The sequence below is a fragment of the Bifidobacterium [indicum] DSM 20214 = LMG 11587 genome, from assembly GCF_000706765.1.
Taxonomy (GTDB): Bacteria; Actinomycetota; Actinomycetes; order Actinomycetales; family Bifidobacteriaceae; genus Bombiscardovia; species Bombiscardovia coryneformis.
Map to the genome: position 1 here is coordinate 1,404,140 of NZ_CP006018.1, position 19,689 is coordinate 1,423,828.

Sequence of the window (19,689 nt, forward strand, 5' to 3'; positions counted from 1 at the left end):
GTGATCTATCTCCTCTGGTTCTACTTGGCCTGCTGGGAGGTCTGGTGAATCTCGTAGGGAACGGGCTGTTGCGAGGTGTGGGGGTGCTCCTCACCTGCAAAGACGCGCAGACGGGTCAGCTGGGCCCTGGACAGCTTGTTCTTGGGAAGCATGCCCTTGACGGCAGTGGTGATGATGCGCTCAGGGTTGTGCTGGAGCAGCTCGCCGTAGGAGTCGCGACGCAGACCGCCGGGACGACCGGAGTGGGTGTAGAGCACCTTGCCGCTCTTGTCGCCGGTCAGAGCGACCTTGGCCGCATTGATGACGATGACGTTGTTGCCTGAATCGGCATGGGGTGCGAACGTGGGCTTGTTCTTGCCACGCAGAAGGTCGGCCACCTGCGCAGCCAGACGACCAAGCACCACATCGGTGGCGTCGACGATATACCAGTCATGAGTCAGATCGGCTGGTTTCGGGGTGAAAGTCTTCACGATTCAACCTTTTCCTTGCATTGTGTTTCGGGCTTCCCACCCGGCATGATGCCATACCGATGAGAGGCCATATTATCCGTGGGCTCCCTGAAAGTCCTAGACGGCGAGTGGGAAAAGCGCTTTGAGGACCCCTTAGGGAAACACAACAATCCACAATTGTAACGCCTGACGGCTGTTCGTCAAAACGCGAGTCGAAGATTACTGGTCCAACCGCTTCTGCGCCGCATTGGCAACCTCAACCCGATCATCCTGTGCCAGGGTCTTCACGGTCTCCATAGGGGTGTTGGGATTCAGGGCCACCGCCCTGCGCACCATGGAGGCCAGAATCAAGGGGGCACCCTCTTCGGTGCTTGTTCCCAGGCCACCCAGGTAATCAAGGGTGTCCGCATCGGTCGTCGAAGCCTGGGCCCCCTCCAACCGCATCTTCCAGGAGGCCATCGGATTGGTAAGAGCGGCGGCCCTGACCTGGGGGTTCTCATCCTTGGTCAGGATGCCCACCAACCAGTTCTTGTCGTCCCTGTTGGACGCAACCGCCTGGCGCACTTTCGGGTCGGCATCCTTGGAGAGCTTGACCAGGATATTCGGGAAGGGCATGGTCTCAGCCAGGAAGACCCTGTCATCGACCGGCGTGTGGTCATTACCTGCGACAGCCTCCAGCAGGGCCGTGAATCGGGAGAATGCCGCCTGGTCCGAGCGGTCGGGCAGGGGACGGCGGGCAAATTCATGCAGCTCTTCGGAGTCCGTGGAGTGCCTCAACCGCTCATAGAAGACCGTCAGCGCCTCATGGGAATTGCGGTCCTCCCCCTGGTCGGTACCTGTCTGGGCCGGGGATTCCGATTCCGGCTGTTCCTGGGGATTGGTCATGGTGCCAGCTTAAGTCCACTCCGTGATTTCCTGGACACACCTGCAAATTGCGGGAACGATCTACGATTCCGCGGCCCGGTCATAGGGTGTTCCCCCGAGGAGAGCGGTGGTCCCCCACCCCCGCCTACCATATAGCCAGAACTCTCAGAAGCGGACCGCCGGAGGAAGGGACCACCATGCAGACCATCCTGGACCCATCCGACAACCCCTCCATGGGGTCCCTGGTCGACAGAAAGTCCGAGTTCATCGGCAGCGCCTGCCACATCGGGAACCAGGATGAGGCCCTGGACTTCGTGGAGCAGGTCCGCAGAGCCAATCCCAAGGCCAGGCATGTCTGCCACTGTGCCGTCTGGGGCCCGGAAGGCCACACCAGCGAGCGCCTGAGTGACGACGGCGAACCGTCAGGCACGGCAGGCAAGCCCATCCTGGAGGTGATGCGCCGCCAGAACCTTACCGACTGCGTGGTGACCGTAACCAGGTACTTCGGCGGCATACTCCTGGGTTCGGGCGGACTGATACGCGCCTACTCCTCGGCCGCCTCCCTGGCTCTGAAGGCTGCCCATCCGGCCAGGATAGTGACCTCACGCAGGTACCGAATATCCATCGCCTACCCCGACCACGGCCCCATGCTCCGTCTTGTGGAGTCCGTTGGGGGATCCGTCGCCGAAGAGACATTCACAGACAACGTGACCCTGACATACGACATTCCCCTCAACCAGACCGAGGAATTCGGCAGGAGCCTAAGCAATCTCCTCCAAGGAGGAGCTCCTCCAACTGAACTGGAGACGGTACAAAGCCCTGTTCCGCTGACCTGATTCCCGGGTTCGCATGCCCCATGGCGGTAGGCCTGAATATGGAAAACCGGGAACCGTCATTCTCGGACGGTTCCCGGCAATCATGCGGAGACGAGGAGATTCGAACTCCTGGACCGCTTGCGCAGTCAACACCTTAGCAGGGTGCCCCTTTCGGCCACTCAGGCACGTCTCCCTGCATCCAACCCTATCACCGGAATCCGAAAAGAGATTCGGATAAGGCCAGAACAAATCACTAGAATACCATCTCTCCAAGATTGGACTCGCCGGATTCTTCCCGGGTGACGCTTTCACCCATACACGGGGCCTTTTATCGGGTGTTATCACTGAACTTTGCCTATCATGGAGCTATGAGTACTGCACCAAGGCTGGCGGCCGCCAAGAAGGACTGGGGACACGACGAGACCGGGTGCACAGTACTGCATATCGACATGGATGCCTTCTACGCCTCCTGCGAGGTAGCCCGGTATCCGGAACTCAAGGGAAAACCGGTCATCATCGGCACCGGCACACGATCCGTCGTATCAGCCGCCAGCTATGAGGCCCGCGTCTACGGGATAAACTCGGCCATGGCCGTCAGCAGGGCACGCAAGCTCTGCCCACAGGGAATCTTCCTCCCCGTTGATATGGCCTATTACCATTACATCTCCCATGAGATCTTCAAGACCGTGTTCTCGCGCATCACCGACCGGATCGAACAGGTTTCGGTGGATGAGTGCTTCATGGATGTTTCGGGCGCCCTGATGAGATGGGGCTCGCCGACGAACATCGCCCGATGGATCCGAAGCACCGTGGCCGAGAACTTCAACGTGACCTGTTCCGTAGGCATCGCATCCAACAAGCTGGTAGCCAAAATGGCCTCAACCAATGCCAAACCCGATGGGATGCTGCTCATCCCAAAGGACCGGCAGGCCGATTTCGTCCAGCTCATGCCCCTGCGGGGGATTCCCGGAATCGGACCAGCCCTGGAGAAGCGACTCAATGCCTGGGGCGTCAAGGACGTGGCGGACCTGGCCAAAATGAGCGAGCACGACCTGACCAGGGCTACCGGGTCGAAAATCTCGGCAAGGATGCTCTACCTTTCCTCCCATGGTCTCGATCAAAGCAAGGTGCGTCACCGCCCACCCGAGAAGTCCATCGGCGCCGAGCGGACCTTCATGCATGACACGACCAGCATGGAGCAGGTCTGTGGTCTCCTGCGGACATGCAGCGACGAGGTGGCGACCAGTCTCAGAGCCCAGGACCTGGTCGCCCGGACCATCACCGTCAAACTGCGCTTCGACGATCTGCGGTATATGACCAAGGCCAGGACCCTTCAGACCCCCGTCAGTACGGCCACTCGCATCTATCCCAGGGCGGTTGAGCTCCTCAAACGGATGCTGGGCATCCCCGACCTGGCGCCGATGACCACTCCCCTTCCTCGATTGATTCGGCTGGCAGGCGTGAGCGCCTCAGGACTGAGCAAGGTTAAAGAAACCCCGATTCAACCATCCTTGGAGGATGTCATCGAGGAGGACGACCACAAGGCAGGTTCGGGCGCCAAGAGAATGGACCACGCCGAAGCCGCCATCGACACCATCCGGAACCGGTATGGCAGGGGGTCGGTGAACCTGGGCGTGTAGTGGCCCGGAGGAATACACCATGCAAACGGGCAGATGACCGCATCAGTCATTGCCTGCAACCGTGGCCCTCGATGAACCAATGACCAGGCCCATGTCAGCTGCCGAGCCGGTCCGCCACCTGATCCATGACGGCATCACTGACAGTCGTGGAGAGACGCAGATGGGAGGAATCCCCATAAAACTCCCCCGGGCTGGGCAGGATACCCAGACTCGCCAGGGTCTCCATATCCTCCCAGCAATCCCCGCCACGGGACCTGACCCAAAGGTAGAGGCCACCCTGGGGCATGGTCGCCTGATACCCGAATGACCGCAGGGCATCGACCAGGATACTGAGGCGGCGGAAATACCTGTCACGCTGAATACGGACCTCCTGCCGGTCGGCCAAAGCCGCGACCATGGCCGCCTGAACAGGGCCGCTGATAATCATCCCGATCTGCTTGCGGTAGGTGGTCATCGGTCCGAGCAGATTCGGATCGCCCGCCATGAAGGCGGAGCGGTAGCCGGCCATGTTGGACTGCTTGGACAAGGAATAGAGGCATATCAGACCATCAGCAGACCCCTGGCAGACCTCAGGATCGAGGATGCAGGGGGCAGGTTCCCCTGCCGGACCCCCAGGAGTCCAGGTCAGGAGGGCATAGCACTCGTCACTCAGCACGACAGCACCGATGGAGCGGGCCGCGCGGACAATGGCGGCAAGATCCTCGGCATCGAGCACAGCACCGGTCGGATTGGACGGGGAGTTGACCCAGATGGCCCTGACCCCGGGGATGGACACCCAGGATTCCACATCGGCCGGGTCGTCCACCGTGACCACGCGAGCACCGGATAATTGGGTACCTATGGCGTAGGTCGGGTAGGAGACTGCGGGTTGGACCACCACGTCCCCCTCCCCCAGATGGAGGAGCGAGGCCATGAGGGAGACGGCCTCCTTGGACCCGACCGTAGGCAAAAGGGATGCCCCGCAGGAGTCCAGATCGACGCCGCGCTCACTCCTGAACCAGTCCTTCAAGGCCTGGCGAAGTACAGGACTGCCGATGGTTGCGGGGTATCCGTGGGCATCTTTTCCGTCTGCGGAACGGGCCAGGGCGTCCTGGACGGAGTCCGGAACAGTATCCACAGGAGACCCGACCGAGAGATCGGCCACACCTCCGGGCACAGCCGATGCAATCCGGCGGTAACGATCTATGCGCGACCAGTCGTAGGGAGAGGAAAAGGTCTGAAAACCCACGGAACCCCCTGGAATGTAGATTACGGAACGGGCCTTGCGACCCGGTTGGCCTCACTTCTGAGGAGGTAGAGCCGCCACCTTTTCGGGATCGTGATCGTAGGCCCCGGCCGCAGCAGCCCCGCCGGCGTCTCCGACCTCGGCGAAGAAGTCGTTGGCGGCATCCTTGTACCAGGCCCACTCGTCAGGAAGATCATCCTCGTAGAAAATAGCCTCAACCGGGCAGACGGGTTCACAGGCACCACAATCAACACACTCGTTGGGGTTGATGTAGAGCGAGCGCACTCCCTCGTAGATACAGTCGACCGGGCATTCGTCCACGCATGCCTTGTCCCTGACATCAACACAGGGCTGGGCGATGACGTACGTCATAGGTAAACCTCCTGAATAACTGGGTTCAGTCTACCTCCGGTCTGGGACCCTAATCCTCGATGCCCGCCAAGGTGGACTCGGGGACTTCGCCGGACAAGCGGTGCTGACCCAGGCGGGAGTGCCTATAGGAGTAGCAGAAGTAGATGGCAAAGCCGCAGGCCAGCCAGACCACGAAACGAATCCAGGTCAGAACCGTCAGATTGAGCATGAGCCACAGGCAGGCCAGGGCAATCAGGATGGGGACCCAGGGATTCCCGGGCATCTTGAATGACCGTGGCAGGTCGGGGCGGCGCTTGCGCATGATGGGCAGGGAGATGGCCACCAGGAGGAAGGCGGAAAGGGTGCCGATGTTGACCATGTCGGAGAGGACATCGATCTGGAAGCAGGAGGCCACAATGGCAACCAGGATGCCCCCGGCAATCTGGATGCGGGCGGGGGTGCCGTGCTTGCCCGTCTTGGAGAAGGACCTGGGCAGGAGACCATCACGGCTCATGGCGAAGACGATACGGGTCAATCCCAGCAGGAGGACCATGACCACGGTGGTCAGGCCGATGACGATGCCGAAGGAGATGATCTTGGCTGCCCAGGAGGCTCCCACCATCTCGAAGCCGGTGGCCAGTGAGGGGCTCTTGGATTGGGCCAGGTCCTTGTAGGAGACCATGCCCGTGGTGACGATGGCGACCAGGATGTAGAGGACGATGACAATCAGCATGCCCAGACCGATGCCCCTGGGGATGGTCTTGTGCGGTTCCTTGGCCTCCTCGGACGTGGTGGCCACGATATCGAAGCCCACGAAGGCGAAGAAGACCAGGGCAGCCCCGGAGAGGATGCCGGATATGCCGTAGATGGTCGGTTGCATGCCCGATGCCCACTGCCAGAGGGGCTGGCCCATGATGCCCGAGACCGTGGCTCCAGGCACGTCGGCTGCGGGTTCGGCAGGTGGGATGAAGGGATGGTAATTCTCGGCCTTGATGTAGAAGAAGCCGACGACGATGACGAAGACCACGATGCCGATCTTCAGGACGGTCAGGGCCCCGTCGAACCGTGCCGACAACTTGGTGCCCAAAACGAGGAGAACCGTGAAGAGGGTCACGACCACCAGAGGAGCCAGATCAATCTCGAAGGAACCAAGATGGAAACTGGTGGAGAAGGATTCCCCACCCATCAGGTGGATGAAGTCGTTCAGGTAGACACCCCAGTACTTGGAGATGACCGAGGCGGCCATCAGCATTTCCAGGATCAGATCCCAGCCGATGATCCAGGCCACCAGCTCGCCGATTGTGGTGTAGGTGAAGGTATAGGCGGACCCCGATACGGGAATCATCGAGGCGAACTCCGCATAGCACATGACGGCAGAGGCGCAGACGACACCCGCGATGACAAAGGAGATGATGACGGCTGGACCGGCATGGAAGGCCGCCGCCTGGGCACCCACCGAGAAGATACCCGCACCGACCGCCACGGCCACCGCCATGATGGCCAGGTCCCAGGTGGACAGGGTTCGTTTCAGGGAGCGTCCCTCCTCGCCGGTTTCGGCAAGGGTCTGCTCAACCGACTTTTTCCTGAAAAGTTCCATCGTTCTTCCAATCGTGACTCACGGTGCACGCCAGTGGCCCCGGCCCGTCACCATAGGAGATGGGGACCCGCAACCAGGGACCTTGTTCACTACCGGATAGTACCCCCCAGGGGGCAGGGCGCAAGCAAAAGTCCATTCGAGGCATAAGACCGGTCCTGAACGACAGGCCATTCCGGGAGAGGAATCGTTCACCACGAAACCGTAAATCCCCTGTAACCGGCCTATCGCCATCCCTGCCCGGGGTGGTTTTCCGGCTCTCGGGCCTCAAGGACGAGCACCGTTGCGGTCCCGGTCAGTCGTCGAAGAGCGCCAGGGCATTCTCGTAGGAGACCGCGCGAACCAGAGGGGCCAGATACCCCTTGTCGTCGGGGACGATGCCCTGGGCGGCCCAGTCACCCAGAAGACCGCAGAGCACCCTGCGGAAGAGCTCGTGCCTGGGGAAGGAGAGGAAACTGCGGGAGTCCGTGGTCATCCCTACGGAATTGCCCAGGAGGGAGGTCTCGGCCACGACCTCCAGTTGACGGCGCATCCCGGTGATTGTGTCGTTGAACCACCAGGCGTTGCCCAGCTGAAGCTGACCACGGTCTTCGCCGCCGAAGCAACCAAGGTCGGTGGCTATGGCCATGTAGTCATTGGGATTGAGGGAATAGATGATGGTCTTGGGCAGCACTCCCGAACTCTGCGCCTGGTCAAGAAGGCCCACCAAGGGTGCAGCCACCGCGCCATCGGCCATGGCATCGTACCCCGTATCGGCGCCCAGCCTCCGAAAGGCCTCGGAGTTGTTGTTGCGGCTTGCGTGAAGGTGGATCTGCATGGTCCAGCCCTTGTTCTTGTAGATTCGCATCAGCTCAAGAAGGAGGGCGGCACGGTACTGGGCCCGTTCACGCCCGTCGAGCTCCCGACCCGCCTTGACCTTGTTGAAGATGACGTCCAGCTCCTCGCCCGCGGCCGGGGCGAACTCCACCGCATCCACACCGTGGTCAGCCAGCCGGGAACCGTGCTCATGGAAGTAGTCCACCCTTTCCCGCAGGGCATCGACCAGGTCACCGAAGCTGTTCATGGACCTTCCACATACCGACTCCATGGTGCCGACCCATCTCCCATACCTGCTGCTGACCGGATTCAGGGCCTCATCCGGGCGGAAGGCCGGTACCATCCTGAAGGACTCCCCCTCATCGCCGAACCGCTCATGGTATTCCAGACTGTCCTCGGGAGAGTCGGTGGTGCAGATGACCTTGGCCTTCATCCTGCGCAGGAGGGCCCTACGCGAGAAGCCCGGATCGGCCAGTTGTTCGTTGGTCCGTTCGAAGATGGACCTGGCGGTCCCGACGGTCAAGGGCTCTGAAATGCCGAAGTACCGGCGCAGTTCCATGTGGGTCCAGATATAGACGGGACTGCCCACAGCCTGCTCCATGGTGCGGGCGTAGGCCAGGAACTTATCCCAGGGATCGCCGTCTCCGGTAATCAGACGTTCCGGCACCCCGTTTGCCCGCTCCAACCGCCACTTGTAGTGATCGCCGTAATTGTGTCCATCGGTCAGCCAGGCATCGACGATATTGTCGAAATGGGGGTCCTCATAGATCTCCTTGGCACGCAGATGGCAGTGATAGTCCACCAGGGGCAGGCCCTCGGCCACGTCATGGAACAGCTCCCGGGACAACTGCGTCCCGAGCAGGTAGTCATCATCCAGGAAAGCCACTACAAACTCCTTAGTCGAAAATGGCAGGTCCGGCGTTCCAGTTCCCCGGCTGCCTGTAAACCGGCCGTACAGACCATATGGGCGATTGGAGCCGTCAAGGAACAAAACTCTCGTATACCACCTGTCAGCCTATCGGCGCCCGGACGACCTTGGGTGTGGAGTTGCCATGATTTGCCAGGGCCCCTCCCAGCCGTATTCCGGCCCTGGTTCCTGCCCCACCCCTAGGACTTATCCGACTTGGCGCCGGTACTCTGCCGGATAATCAGGTGGGCAGGGACTGTAGGAGCGGGCGTGGATGAGGCGGCCCCTGCCAGACGGCTCATGAGAAGATCGGCCGCCCCTCGCCCCAGGGCGGACAGGGACATGTGGATGGTGGTCAGGGGCGGTGTGCTCACCATGGACATGGTGTCATTGTCGAACCCGATGACCGAAACATCCCGGGGGCACTCGCAGCCAAGCCTCCTCAGGGCCACGATCAGCCCGATCGCCATCAGGTCGTTGTGGGCGATGACCGCGCCCGTCGGGTCATCCAGATATTTTTCGGCGAAGGAATAGCCACCGTAGAAGGTCGGGGCACAGGGCATCGAGCGCTTGACGGTTATCCCCTTGGCCTCACACTCGCTGAATATCTGCCGCCAGCGGATGCCTCCCGACCATGAGGCCGCCGGCCCGTCCAAGTAGGTCAGACTTCGATAACCCAGGGTGTGCAGATGGTCCACCGCCTGGCACGCCCCCTTGGAAACGTCGATGCTGATGCTGCAGACACCCCGGACGTCACGGTTGACACTGACCAGGGGGCGCAACTGTGCGCACTTGCGTATCATGGCGTCCGGCATCCTCGGGGAAACCAGGATGATTCCGGAGACCACAGGTGCCACGGTATCGACGATACGGCGCTCCTTGGTGATGGATTCCCTGGTTTCCAGGATCATGGTCTCGAAGCGGAAGCGCTCGCACTCGTCCTGGATGTTGCGGATGACTCCGGTAAAGAACTGGTTGCCCAGGTCGGGCACGATGACCGCCACCAGTCCCCTACCCTGGGAGCCCGAACGGCTGTCAACCATATCGCTGTGGTAGCCCAGGGCATCAGCGACTTGCTGAACCCTCTGCGCCGTTGAGATGCTGACCCGATCCGGGCGGGAAAAGGTGCGTGAAACGGTCGAGGGTGATACACCGGCCTGACGGGCCACATCATATATGGTGACCTTGGAGGAGCCCTTCTCCGAACCCGCTTCGGTCTTCATCTGTCCCAATCAGCCTTCCCGCGCCTGCCCCTGGTGCCCGAAATGCACGCCAGCGTCTTCGAGTCTTCCTGCATCCAAGTATAAATGCCGCAGCCCTATCCATGGCAACCGAAACGACCATCATGGGAAACAAACGGCAACTCCGTGAACATGCGCGGATCGACTTGATAGGTTTCTTCGGTAGGACAGGGGTCAAGACGGCGACGTCCGGCTCCAACGGAAGGTTCTTTGAGCAAAGGAAGGCGCCGATGCTTCACCTGGACGACGATATGAACAGCGAGACCGCAGCCTGGCAGGAAGCCGGAGTAACCCTGCCTGCATTCGATACCACCGCAATGCGCCAGGCCACCAACCAGTCACCCGTCTGGGTCCATTTCGGGGCCGGCAACCTCTTCAGGGCCGTTCACGCCCCAATCGCCCAGAGGCTCCTGGACCTGGGCGCCACCGATCGGGGAATCCTGGTGGCCGAGTCCTTCGACCCGTCCATCATCGACCAGGCCTATACCCCCTTCGACAACCGTTTTCTCCAGGTCATCCTGAGGGCGGACGGGTCCATGGATGCCGCCCTGATCGCTTCCGTGGCGGGCACCTACCCTCTGGGAGAGAACCCCGAATCCTTCCAGGACCTCAGGCAGGTCTTCCGCGATCCCGGCCTGCAGATGGTCACCACGACCATCACCGAGAAGGGCTATGCACTGGTGGATTCCAAGGGGCATGCACTGCCCTGGATCGCCCCCGAATTCGAGGGGGGTCCGACCAAGGCCAAGAGCGCCATCGGAGTCATCACGGCCCTCCTCCTTGAGCGTTACCAGGCCGGAGCCTTCCCCCTGGCCCTGGTCAGCACCGACAACTTCTCCCGGAATGGGGAGAGGTTCGGACAGGCGGTCAGGCGAATGGCCGACGAGTGGATCAGTAGAGGACTGGCCGGGCGGGACTTCGGGGGCTACCTCGATGACGACATGAGGATAACCTTCCCCCTGACCATGATTGACAGGATCACCCCCAACCCCGACCAGGAGGTGGGACGAAGGCTTGAGGCCATGGGCATGGCCGACATGTCACCCTTCCGAACCAGAGGGGGGACCGCCATGGCCCCCTATGCCAACACCGAGGAGACCTGGTACTGGGTGGTTGAAGACGACTTCCCCGCAGGCCGACCGCTCCTGGAGAAGGCCGGGGTCTACATGACCGACAAGGATACGGTCAACGCCGCCGACCAGATGAAGGTCACCACCTGCCTGAACCCGCTCCACACGGCACTGGCCGTTTTCGGGATGCTCCTGGGGTATCCGACCATGTCGGAGACCATCGCCGACCCGGACCTCAAGGCCCTGGTCACCCGGCTGGGGTATGTGGAAGGGCTCCCGGTGGTCGAGGACCCGGGCATCTTCTCCCCCAAGGAATTCCTCCGCCGGGTAATCGAGATCAGGATACCCAATCCCGGTCTGCCCGATACGCCCGCCCGTATATGCACCGACACCTCCCAGAAGATGCCGGTCAGGTACGGAAACACCATCAGCAAGTACCTACGCACCGATGGTTTGGATGCAAGCGCCCTGGAAGCCATCCCCCTGATCATCGCCGCCTGGCTGCGGCTCCTGGTCGGCTCGGACGGACAGGGAACCGACGACGCCGGGAGGACGGTCAAGCTCAGTCCCGACCCCCGCCTCAAGGAACTCCAAGGCATCCTCTCCGGCATCCCCCTGAACGGCTCTGCCGGGAGAGAGACCCTGTCCACAATCATCCGGCCCATCCTGGCCGACATATCCGTCTTCGGCACCGATCTGAACACCACTCCGCTGGCAGGCAAAATCACCGACGCCCTGGCCGCCATGTGCCAGGGCGCGGGTGCGGTGGCTGGCACCCTCCACCAGGTCGCACGCACCTGGTGAATTCCGAAACCCTTCCGGCCCCGGCCCACTGGTCGCACGGACAGGAAACAAGGGTCAGGACCGCCTGACCCACCATAAGGAGAGAGCAACATGCATATGGGATTCCGCTGGTACGGCGAAGGCAACGACACCATCAGCCTGGATGACATCCGCCAGATTCCGGGAGTGGAAACCATCGTCTGGTCCCTCCACCACAAGCAGGCCGGGGAGGTCTGGCAGCCGGGCGAAATCGAAGAGGCCATGGCCACGATAACCGGGCTTTCCGCCAGGGACCGCGCAGCCGGCATAACCAAGACCTTCAACGCCGATGTGGTCGAATCGGTCAATGTCCATGAATCCATCAAGACCGGGTCGACGGTCCTGGGAATGAGTCGTGACCAGGCCATCGATGCCTACATCGAAACCGTGGCCAACCTGGGCAAGGCCGGGGTCAGGGTCGTTACCTACAACTTCATGCCGGTCTTCGACTGGCTGCGCACGGAGATGTTCCATCCCTGCCCCGACGGATCGACGGCCCTGTACTACAACCAGCACCAGGTGGACCAGCTCAGCCCCCAGGGCATCATCGACGAGACCCTCAAAGGAGCCGGGGCCCTGACCGTACCTGGCTGGGAGCCCGAGCGTTTGGCCCATCTCCCCGAGCTGATGGAGGCATACCAGGGGATGGACCATGAGCTTATGTACGCCAACTACAAGTACTTCCTGGATGCCGTGATTCCCACCTGCGAGCGCTACGACGTCAGGCTGGCCGTTCACCCGGACGACCCGGCCTTCGACCTGTTCGGATGGCCGCGCGTGGTCTCCAGCAAGGAGGGGATCCAGCGGGTACTGGATCTGAATCCCAGTCCTTACAACGGTCTCTGCCTCTGCCTGGGTTCCTTCTCCTCCAGGAGGGGGAATGACGCAGTCGACGCGGTCAGGACCTTCATGGACAGGATTCACTTCAGCCACGTCCGCAACATCCGTTTCACCGACGAGGAGGGGTCTTTCTTCGAGGTGGGCCACCGGGCCAGTGAGGGCGACGTGGACACCGTCGGCATTATGCGGGCTTACGCCGAGGCTGATTACCAGGGATACATCCGCCCCGACCATGGGCGGCACTTGTGGAGCGAGAACACCGAGGCCGGCAGACCCCGCCCAGGGTACGGCCTCTATGACCGTGCCATGGGCATCCAGTATCTGCTCGGCGTTTGGGATGCCTACCGGAACAACCGTTGAAGAAGTATCCGCTTGCGCCTGATGTTGCCGACTGGTCTTGTGGGGAACGACTCAGGTCCGGTCAACCCCAGGAGGATGGTTCCCGTCAGTCCTGCACCAATTGCCGGGCCTGGACGCAGGCTTCGGTAACGGCCTTCCAATCGCCCCGGCGTTGAGCCGGGGACGGCACGGGGAAGCTCCCGCCTACGGCGAAGACATTGGGTAGGGCCATGTACTCGCGAACGTTCTTCAACCCCACTCCCCCCGTGGGCAGGAAGCTCATCTCAGCGAAAGGACCGGAGAGCGCCTTGAGGGTTCCGACGCCACCGTAGGCCTCGGCCGGGAAGAACTTGGTGAAGCGCAGACCGCGGTCATAGGCCTTTTCTATGTCGCTCGGGGTCGCGGTTCCGGGCAGCACCGGAATCAGGGACCCCAGGCACCAGTCGACCACGGCGTCGCTGAAAGCCGGCGAGACGATTCCACGGCAACCGACCCGGACCGCCTGGCGGGCCTGGTCGACGGTGTGCACGGTTCCGGCCACCAGGGTCACCTCAGGCACCTGGTCGTGGATGGCCCTCATCCCTTCAAGGGCCGCCGGGGAGCGGAAGGTGATCTCGGCGATGGGCACCCCACCGGCCGCCAGAGCCTTGGCCAGAGGGACCGCCTCCTCGACCGAATGCAGGGTGACCAGGGGGACCACCTTGATCCGGCGAATCAGATCGATCAGTCCTGTTCCGTCTTCCGCAACGGCCGCCTTTTCGACATCGTTCATGCTTGTTTCCTTCTTCAGTGGAATCGGATTCGTCTCTTATTCCTCTGCGGGGTCTCAATCCGGGGAGACCAAGACCGGCTCAATCGTCCCGTCCGCGACATCCGCCCGTTCGTGGCGGGCCATGAAGTCGTCCAGTTCGGCCCTTGTGGGCAGACCCTCGTTATCGGAGACCACCTGGGTCTGCATGGCGCCGATGGCACACCCGCGCTCCAGAGCCTCCGACAGGGGCCTGCCCTCCAGGAGTGCAGAGAGGACACCTGCCGCAAAACCATCACCGGCACCGACCGTGTCCACCACCGCATCCACCTTGAAACCCGGAACGTAGACCCCTTCGTGGCCGTCCGTCGCGTAGGCCCCGTCCGGCCCGTCCTTGACGACCGCGTAACGGGCACCGTTGTCGATGAAGGCCTGGCCGATATCGCGGACCTTGTCCAGGCCGAACAGGTGCCTGCCTTCGGAGATGCCCGGCAGGACCAGGTCTGCTTTGGCACAGAGGGACAGGAGGGTCCGTCTCATATGCCCGTCGCTCTTCCATAGGGCCGGGCGTTCGTTCGGATCGAAGGAGATGAAGATCCGGTTTGCCCGGGACATATCCATCAGGGCCTCGCTCGCCTCCATGGTGCTGGTGGAAAGGGCCGGTAGGATGCCGGTCATATGCATCAGGGAGATACCCGCGCAATCGATGGATCCGATATCGGAGGGGCTGATGGCCGAAGCCGCCGACCCCTTGCGGAAGTAGTAGGTCTTGGGGTCGCCCCGCTCTACCTTGGACTTCATCATGAAGCCGGTGGAACGGGAGGCATCCGTACCCACCAATGAGGTATCCAGATCGTTCTGGCGCATGAAGCATCGAATCCGATCTCCGATCGGATCGGAACCGAGGCGTGTCATATAGACCGGGTGCTGACCCAGCCGCTCCAGGCCGACCGCAACGTTGAGTTCCGCACCGGCCACTGATGCCCTGAAGGACCCAACCTCACTGCATGGGCCTTCCTCACCTGCCGAGAAAAGCCCCATGCTCTCGCCAACCAGAAGGACCTTTCCGGGACGGACACCGCTGACAACCATGTCGTGGGAAGCCGCCATACCATTCCTCCATGCCAAGGACCGATGGACCCAACAGGTCCGTCACATCCCGCGCCGACGCGGGGACGACCTGACACGTCCGCTGCTGTTTTCAAGCTATGCGGCCGAAGGATGGCGGAGGAATAAGTTGCCAGCTGTTGCTTGCCCCGACAGCTATGGCAGGAGAGGAAATCAGACCCGCAGGCACATAAGGCTCAGGGGCGGGAAACACGAGAAAACCGAAGAGAGACGAGGGCCGCGCGAAATCGGCATCCACACGGCTCTCGCCCGTACGCGCAGTATTCGCCGGGGCTGTCAAGCCAGGTTGATGCCAGGAGTGACGGGCTCGGGAACCAGGTGGATGCCGAAGGTGCGATCCACCCCCTCCTGGATGGTCCGGGCAAGGGCCACCAGATCATCGGACCCGGCCCCTCCCCGGTTGGTCAGGGCCAGGGTGTGCATGTCGGACAGGGCGGCAGCAGACCCCTCCCCGAGAGAGAATCCCTTATGGAAACCGGAATGGTCGATCAGCCAGGCCGCCGAGGTTTTGACCAAGGATGGACCGGCAGCCGGGTCGCTGTGTACGGCGTCGACGAAATAGCGTGGGGCATCCGTCGGCAGGGCATCCGCAACCTCACGGGTGACGATCGGATTGGTGAAGAAGCTGCCGCAACTGTGGCGGTCAAGGAGCACCCGCTCACCCCGTGGACCTTGGAGGTCACCCTGGACAGCGGCCAAGGCCTCTTCCAGATCGGACGCCCTTCGGCAACCTCCCATCCAGTCGGTCAGATAGCGATAGGGGTCCTCCAGCATCCCCTTGCCTGCCCTGACGGTCAGCACCGCCTGGCGAATCCGTTCCAAAGGAAGGGAGGACCCGGGTTCCACACCCAGGGCCTTGGCCAGCTGGGCTGAGCCCACCCGGGCGGACGAACCGTGCCGCAGGACCAGGGTGACCGAAAGGACCACATACCGTGGTGTCGGGAAGAAGTGGTCATCGGGAACGGCCGGGGCCTGATACATGGTCTGCTTGAGAAGGGAGGTCCTGTAGCCGAAGTTCAGATCCGCAGCCTTGAGATAGGCGGTTACCTTGTCCCGACGGTCCCAGACCTCGACAGAGTCGACAAGGCCGCCGACCTCCTGTCCGTAGGCACCGATGTTCTGAACAACCGAGGCGCCGACCGTTCCGGGTATCCCCGACAGTCCCTCGATACCGATCAGATGCATCCGGACACAGTAGGAGACCAGGTCATCCCAGTTGGTCCCGGCCGGGGCATTGATGTGGACAGTGGGGTCCCCACCCTCCGGGGGCGCCACCTCGTCAGGAACCGAGATGCCTTGTCGGGTATCGCGCACCACCACCCCCGGGAAGTCCTTGTCCGAAACCAGGAGGTTGGACCCGCCGCCGATCATACAGAGCGGCAGACCATTGGAATCGGCGTTCTCCACCGCTTCGATCAGCCCGACCCTGTCATGGGGTTGGACGAAGGATGCAATCCGCCCTCCCACACCCATGGTGGTGATATCGGCAAAGGTTGGAGTGGAGGCCTTGGTGGAAGATGCTTCTGGCATGTCTTTCACTGTATCATCGCGCACCGGAGAGTGGCTCCAGACACGTAGGCGGCCGCCGATTGCAGCATCAATCGGCTTACCATTCACGACCACTCCCCCACCGGATGGTCCGACTGACGAAATATACGCCCTCGATAACGCCCTATAAGGAACATCTATGGTGGTGCCGTTGCCGCAGCCGCCTGAAGAGGGTTTGATAAATGAGTGAAATGGGTGCTTCCATCACATGAAGAGGGGTTGACCGCCATGAGCCAAGGATTTGCGACCAGGGCCGTCCATGGCGGCTACGACTGTCGAAGCCAGGGAGGGGGCTCGGCCAGCGTTCCCATCTACCAGTCGGCCGCCTTTGACATGGTCACCGCCAACCGGGGCGATGCCCTGGCTGCCGGCGAAATCGAAGGGTTCTCCTACTCACGCCTGTCCAATCCGACGGTCAAGGTCCTGGAGGACCGTATGTCCAGTCTGGAGGGAGGCAAGGGGGCCGTGGCCATGGCCTCGGGCATGGCCGCCGTATCATCGGCACTCCTCTGTGCGGCCGAAGGTGGCGGGAGGCTGATTTCACCGGTCGACCTCTACGGAACCTCGGTGGATGCCATGAAGACCTTCTTCCCCAACTTCGGCATCGAGACCGACTTCGTCGAAGACATCAACGATCTCGATGCGGTGGAATCCTTCATCAGGGATGACACCAGGGCCATCTTCGCCGAGTCCGTATCCAACCCGTCCACGGCGATAGCCGACATACCGGGACTGGCGGACCTGGCTCACCGGCACGGGATCGCCCTGATCATCGACAATACGGTCCCCACCCCATACCTGCTCAATCCCATTGACTTCGGGGCTGATATAGTCGTCCACTCCACCACCAAGGGGGTCGCAGGGCACGGCAACGCACTGGGAGGCGTGGTCATCGATGCCGGACGGTTCGACTGGGGCAACGGACGGTACCCTCAAATGACCCAGCCTGAGCTGATCATCAGCGACGAGCGCCGCGGATCCATGGTCAGTTTCCTCGATGCCTTCGGCAGCCTGGCCTTCCTCAACAGGGTCCACACCAAGTATCTCCACACCTTCGGGGCGGTCATGAGCCCCTTCACGGCCTACCTGCAGCTGACTGGGCTGGAGACCCTGGCCCAACGGGTCACCACCCAGGTGAGGACGGCGGAAACCCTGGCCCGTCACCTCTTGAGCATCCCCCAGGTGGAGTATGTCAACTACTCGGGCATTCCCGAGGGCCGGCACAGGGGCGATGCGGACCTGCAGGACCGTCTGTCCTCGACCATGCTGCCCAAGGGAGTAGGCACGATCCTCTCCTTCAAGGTCCGGGGTGGATATGAGCAGGTGAAGCGAATCGTGGACTCGGTCCATCTCCTGGCCTACATGCCCAACATCGGTGACTGCAGGACCCTGATTGTGGACCCGGCGCGCATCACCCACCGCGAGGTCCCCGGGCCATACCGCCTCAGCGCCGGAGTGAGTGACGATCTGATTCGAATATCCGTGGGTCTGGAGAGCCCCGACGATCTGATCGCCGACCTGGATCAGGCCTTCGCCGTGGCCTATCAGGACTGGGACTGAGCCAGGCGACCAGGATCGCCAAATCCCATTCCAGGGAGAATATGAAAGGACCCGGCCAGATGACCGGGTCCTTTTCCGTAAGCGCTATGCAATCAACGGGTCTCGCGATGCAGCGTGTGCTTGCCGCAACGCGGGCAGAACTTCTTGAGCTCCAGACGGTCAGGAGTGTTACGACGGTTCTTGGTCGTAATGTAATTACGCTCCTTGCACTCGGTGCACGCCAGCGTAATGCCAGGACGGATATCTGCGGCTTTTGCCATGGTTCACCTCTATAGTCGTTGCACGACCGACGTATGTCGGCCACAGTAGCGAGGAAGAGACTCGAACTCTTGACCTTACGATTATGAGTCGTACGCTCTAGCCAGCTGAGCTACCCCGCCAGAGAGCCTCGGGTGAGAATCGGACTCACGACCTCTTCCTTACCAAGGAAGTGCTCTGCCACTGAGCTACCGAGGCGTGGCGGATAGTGGATTCGAACCACTGAAGCATTACGCGGCTGATTTACAGTCAGCTCCCTTTGACCGCTTGGGAAATCCGCCATGCCGCACTAAAACCAAGGTTCCGTACGACAACTTGCCTATAATGACACGTTTTGTTTTTTTTCGCAAGTCCAACCAACCCCGTGTCGCAGGTTGCTTGGAGCAATATCCTCAGAACTCAGAAGTCCCAATCGTCGTCGTCGGTTTCCACGGCCTTCCCCATGACATAGGAGGACCCGGAACCGGAGAAGAAATCGTGGTTCTCGTCGGCGTTGGGGCTCAGCGAGGCGATGATGGCCGGGTTCACATCGGTGGTGTCGGCGGGGAAGAGGGCGGGATAGCCCAGGTTCATCAGCGCCTTGTTTCCGTTGTACCGCAGGAACTTCTCCACATCGTCGACCAGGCCCACACCCGAGTACAGACTCTCCGTGTACTCCACCTCGTTGTCGTAAAGGTCACCCAGGAGTTCGTAGGTATAGTCGCTCATGACCTGTCGCTCGGACTCGGAGACCTTGGCCAGGCCCTTCTGGTACTTGTACCCGATGTAATACCCGTGCACGGCCTCGTCCCGGATGATGAGGCGGATCAGGTCGGCCGTGTTGGTCAGCTTGGCATGGCTGGAGAAGTACATGGGCAGATAGAAGCCGGAATAGAAGAGGAAGGACTCCAGCAGGGTGGAGGCCACCTTGCGCTTCAGGGGGTTGTCACCCTCGTAATAGTTCAGAACGATCTGGGCCTTGCGCTGAAGGAACTCGTTCTCTTCGCTCCACTGGAAGGCCGCATCGATCTCGGGGGTGGAGGCCAGGGTGGAGAAGATGGAGGAGTAGGACTTGGCATGCACCGATTCCATGAAGGAGATGTTGGTGTAGACAGCCTCCTCGTGCGGGGTCAGGGCATCAGGGATCAGACTGACGGCGCCCACCGTGCCCTGGATGGTGTCGAGGAGGGTCAAGCCGGTGAAGACACGCATGGTCAGCGTGTGCTCCTCTTCGGTCATGGCCTGCCAGGAGGGCAGATCATTGCTGACCGGAACCTTCTCGGGCAGCCAGAAGTTACCGGTAAGACGGTCCCAGACCTCCAGGTCCTTATCATCCTCCAGGCGGTTCCAGTTGATGGCGGTGACCCGATCGATCAGTTTCAGCGGCTGGCGCGGGATGGAAATAGGTGGGACCATGATGACGCTCCTTTTATTGGGTGGGACGGGCTTAAAACCGGCCCTGACTACTTCTATATAAGTCAACGTTTGATTCCGA

General features: G+C 61.5%; 17 protein-coding genes and 4 tRNA genes. 5 read left to right on the forward strand and 16 right to left on the reverse strand.

What is annotated here, in order from left to right; translation table 11 throughout:
- Nucleotides 1-20: 20 nt before the first annotated feature.
- Nucleotides 21-470 carry a 50S ribosomal protein L13 gene (gene rplM, locus BINDI_RS05665; RefSeq protein WP_033490674.1) on the reverse strand — a complete coding sequence of 150 codons (450 nt, stop codon included), beginning with the start codon at nt 468-470 and terminating at the stop codon, nt 21-23.
- Between the two features lie 198 nt (nt 471-668).
- Nucleotides 669-1,334 carry an AbrB family transcriptional regulator gene (locus BINDI_RS05670; protein WP_033490676.1) on the reverse strand — a complete coding sequence of 222 codons (666 nt, stop codon included), beginning with the start codon at nt 1,332-1,334 and terminating at the stop codon, nt 669-671.
- Between the two features lie 176 nt (nt 1,335-1,510).
- Here BINDI_RS05670 and BINDI_RS05675 point away from each other — a divergent pair, with 176 nt between their 5' ends.
- Nucleotides 1,511-2,149, forward strand: coding sequence for an IMPACT family protein (locus BINDI_RS05675; protein WP_033490678.1), 639 nt, complete (start codon nt 1,511-1,513; stop codon nt 2,147-2,149).
- An 85-nt stretch (nt 2,150-2,234) separates the two neighbouring features.
- Here BINDI_RS05675 and BINDI_RS05680 read toward each other — a convergent pair.
- Nucleotides 2,235-2,321: transfer RNA gene (locus BINDI_RS05680), tRNA-Ser, on the reverse strand.
- 175 nt (nt 2,322-2,496) lie between these two features.
- On the opposite strand from BINDI_RS05680, the gene dinB reads away from it, so the two are divergent.
- Nucleotides 2,497-3,768, forward strand: a complete 1,272-nt coding sequence (dinB, locus tag BINDI_RS05685; RefSeq protein WP_033490680.1) for a DNA polymerase IV — start codon at nt 2,497-2,499, stop codon at nt 3,766-3,768.
- Nucleotides 3,769-3,862: 94 nt separating this feature from the next.
- Here the strand turns inward: dinB and dapC are convergent, their stop codons facing one another.
- The 5 genes from dapC to BINDI_RS05710 form a co-directional block, all read right to left on the reverse strand.
- Nucleotides 3,863-4,996 carry a succinyldiaminopimelate transaminase gene (gene dapC / locus BINDI_RS05690; RefSeq protein ID WP_033490681.1) on the reverse strand — a complete coding sequence of 378 codons (1,134 nt, stop codon included), beginning with the start codon at nt 4,994-4,996 and terminating at the stop codon, nt 3,863-3,865.
- Between the two features lie 51 nt (nt 4,997-5,047).
- Nucleotides 5,048-5,365, reverse strand: a complete 318-nt coding sequence (gene fdxA, locus BINDI_RS05695) for a ferredoxin (RefSeq protein ID WP_033490682.1) — start codon at nt 5,363-5,365, stop codon at nt 5,048-5,050.
- A gap of 49 nt (nt 5,366-5,414) precedes the next feature.
- Nucleotides 5,415-6,941 (reverse strand): amino acid permease, encoded by a 1,527-nt coding sequence (locus tag BINDI_RS05700; protein WP_033490683.1) that lies wholly within the window; start codon nt 6,939-6,941, stop codon nt 5,415-5,417.
- 292 nt (nt 6,942-7,233) lie between these two features.
- A complete protein-coding gene (gene uxaC / locus BINDI_RS05705) occupies nt 7,234-8,640 on the reverse strand; it encodes a glucuronate isomerase (protein WP_033490685.1) in 1,407 nt (468 codons plus the stop codon).
- Between the two features lie 221 nt (nt 8,641-8,861).
- A complete protein-coding gene (locus BINDI_RS05710; RefSeq protein WP_052108853.1) occupies nt 8,862-9,884 on the reverse strand; it encodes a LacI family DNA-binding transcriptional regulator in 1,023 nt (340 codons plus the stop codon).
- Nucleotides 9,885-10,132: 248 nt separating this feature from the next.
- Here BINDI_RS05710 and BINDI_RS05715 point away from each other — a divergent pair, with 248 nt between their 5' ends.
- Both BINDI_RS05715 and BINDI_RS05720 read left to right on the forward strand, forming a co-directional pair.
- Nucleotides 10,133-11,776: a mannitol dehydrogenase family protein gene (locus BINDI_RS05715; protein ID WP_033490687.1), complete on the forward strand. Its 1,644-nt coding sequence runs from the start codon at nt 10,133-10,135 to the stop codon at nt 11,774-11,776.
- 90 nt (nt 11,777-11,866) lie between these two features.
- On the forward strand, nt 11,867-12,994 hold the full coding sequence (locus BINDI_RS05720; protein WP_033490688.1) for a mannonate dehydratase: 1,128 nt from the start codon (nt 11,867-11,869) through the stop codon (nt 12,992-12,994).
- Between the two features lie 85 nt (nt 12,995-13,079).
- Here BINDI_RS05720 and eda read toward each other — a convergent pair whose 3' ends face one another.
- From eda to BINDI_RS05735, 3 genes are all read right to left on the reverse strand, one after another.
- A complete protein-coding gene (eda, locus tag BINDI_RS05725; protein WP_052108854.1) occupies nt 13,080-13,745 on the reverse strand; it encodes a bifunctional 4-hydroxy-2-oxoglutarate aldolase/2-dehydro-3-deoxy-phosphogluconate aldolase in 666 nt (221 codons plus the stop codon).
- Nucleotides 13,746-13,799: 54 nt separating this feature from the next.
- The gene (locus tag BINDI_RS05730) at nt 13,800-14,831 is read right to left on the reverse strand and encodes a sugar kinase (RefSeq protein WP_052108855.1); all 1,032 of its coding nucleotides are present in this window, start codon (nt 14,829-14,831) and stop codon (nt 13,800-13,802) included.
- A 294-nt stretch (nt 14,832-15,125) separates the two neighbouring features.
- Complete coding sequence (locus BINDI_RS05735; RefSeq protein ID WP_052108856.1) at nt 15,126-16,379, reverse strand: FAD-binding protein; 1,254 nt, start codon at nt 16,377-16,379, stop codon at nt 15,126-15,128.
- Between the two features lie 246 nt (nt 16,380-16,625).
- On the opposite strand from BINDI_RS05735, the gene BINDI_RS05740 reads away from it, so the two are divergent.
- Nucleotides 16,626-17,957, forward strand: a complete 1,332-nt coding sequence (locus tag BINDI_RS05740; protein WP_033490998.1) for an O-acetylhomoserine aminocarboxypropyltransferase/cysteine synthase family protein — start codon at nt 16,626-16,628, stop codon at nt 17,955-17,957.
- Nucleotides 17,958-18,049: 92 nt separating this feature from the next.
- On the opposite strand, the gene rpmG is transcribed toward BINDI_RS05740, so the two are convergent.
- The 5 genes from rpmG to nrdF all read right to left on the reverse strand — a co-directional run bounded on the left by rpmG (nt 18,050) and on the right by nrdF (nt 19,610).
- Nucleotides 18,050-18,217 (reverse strand): 50S ribosomal protein L33, encoded by a 168-nt coding sequence (rpmG, locus tag BINDI_RS07340; protein WP_081830819.1) that lies wholly within the window; start codon nt 18,215-18,217, stop codon nt 18,050-18,052.
- A 46-nt stretch (nt 18,218-18,263) separates the two neighbouring features.
- Nucleotides 18,264-18,337, reverse strand: a tRNA-Met gene (locus tag BINDI_RS05745).
- Nucleotides 18,338-18,341: 4 nt separating this feature from the next.
- Nucleotides 18,342-18,413, reverse strand: a tRNA-Thr gene (locus tag BINDI_RS05750).
- A gap of 1 nt (nt 18,414) precedes the next feature.
- Nucleotides 18,415-18,496 (reverse strand) — tRNA-Tyr (locus tag BINDI_RS05755).
- A gap of 118 nt (nt 18,497-18,614) precedes the next feature.
- Entirely contained in the window at nt 18,615-19,610 is a 996-nt protein-coding gene (gene nrdF / locus BINDI_RS05760) for a class 1b ribonucleoside-diphosphate reductase subunit beta (RefSeq protein WP_033490689.1), read from the reverse strand.
- Between the last annotated feature and the right edge of the window lie 79 nt (nt 19,611-19,689).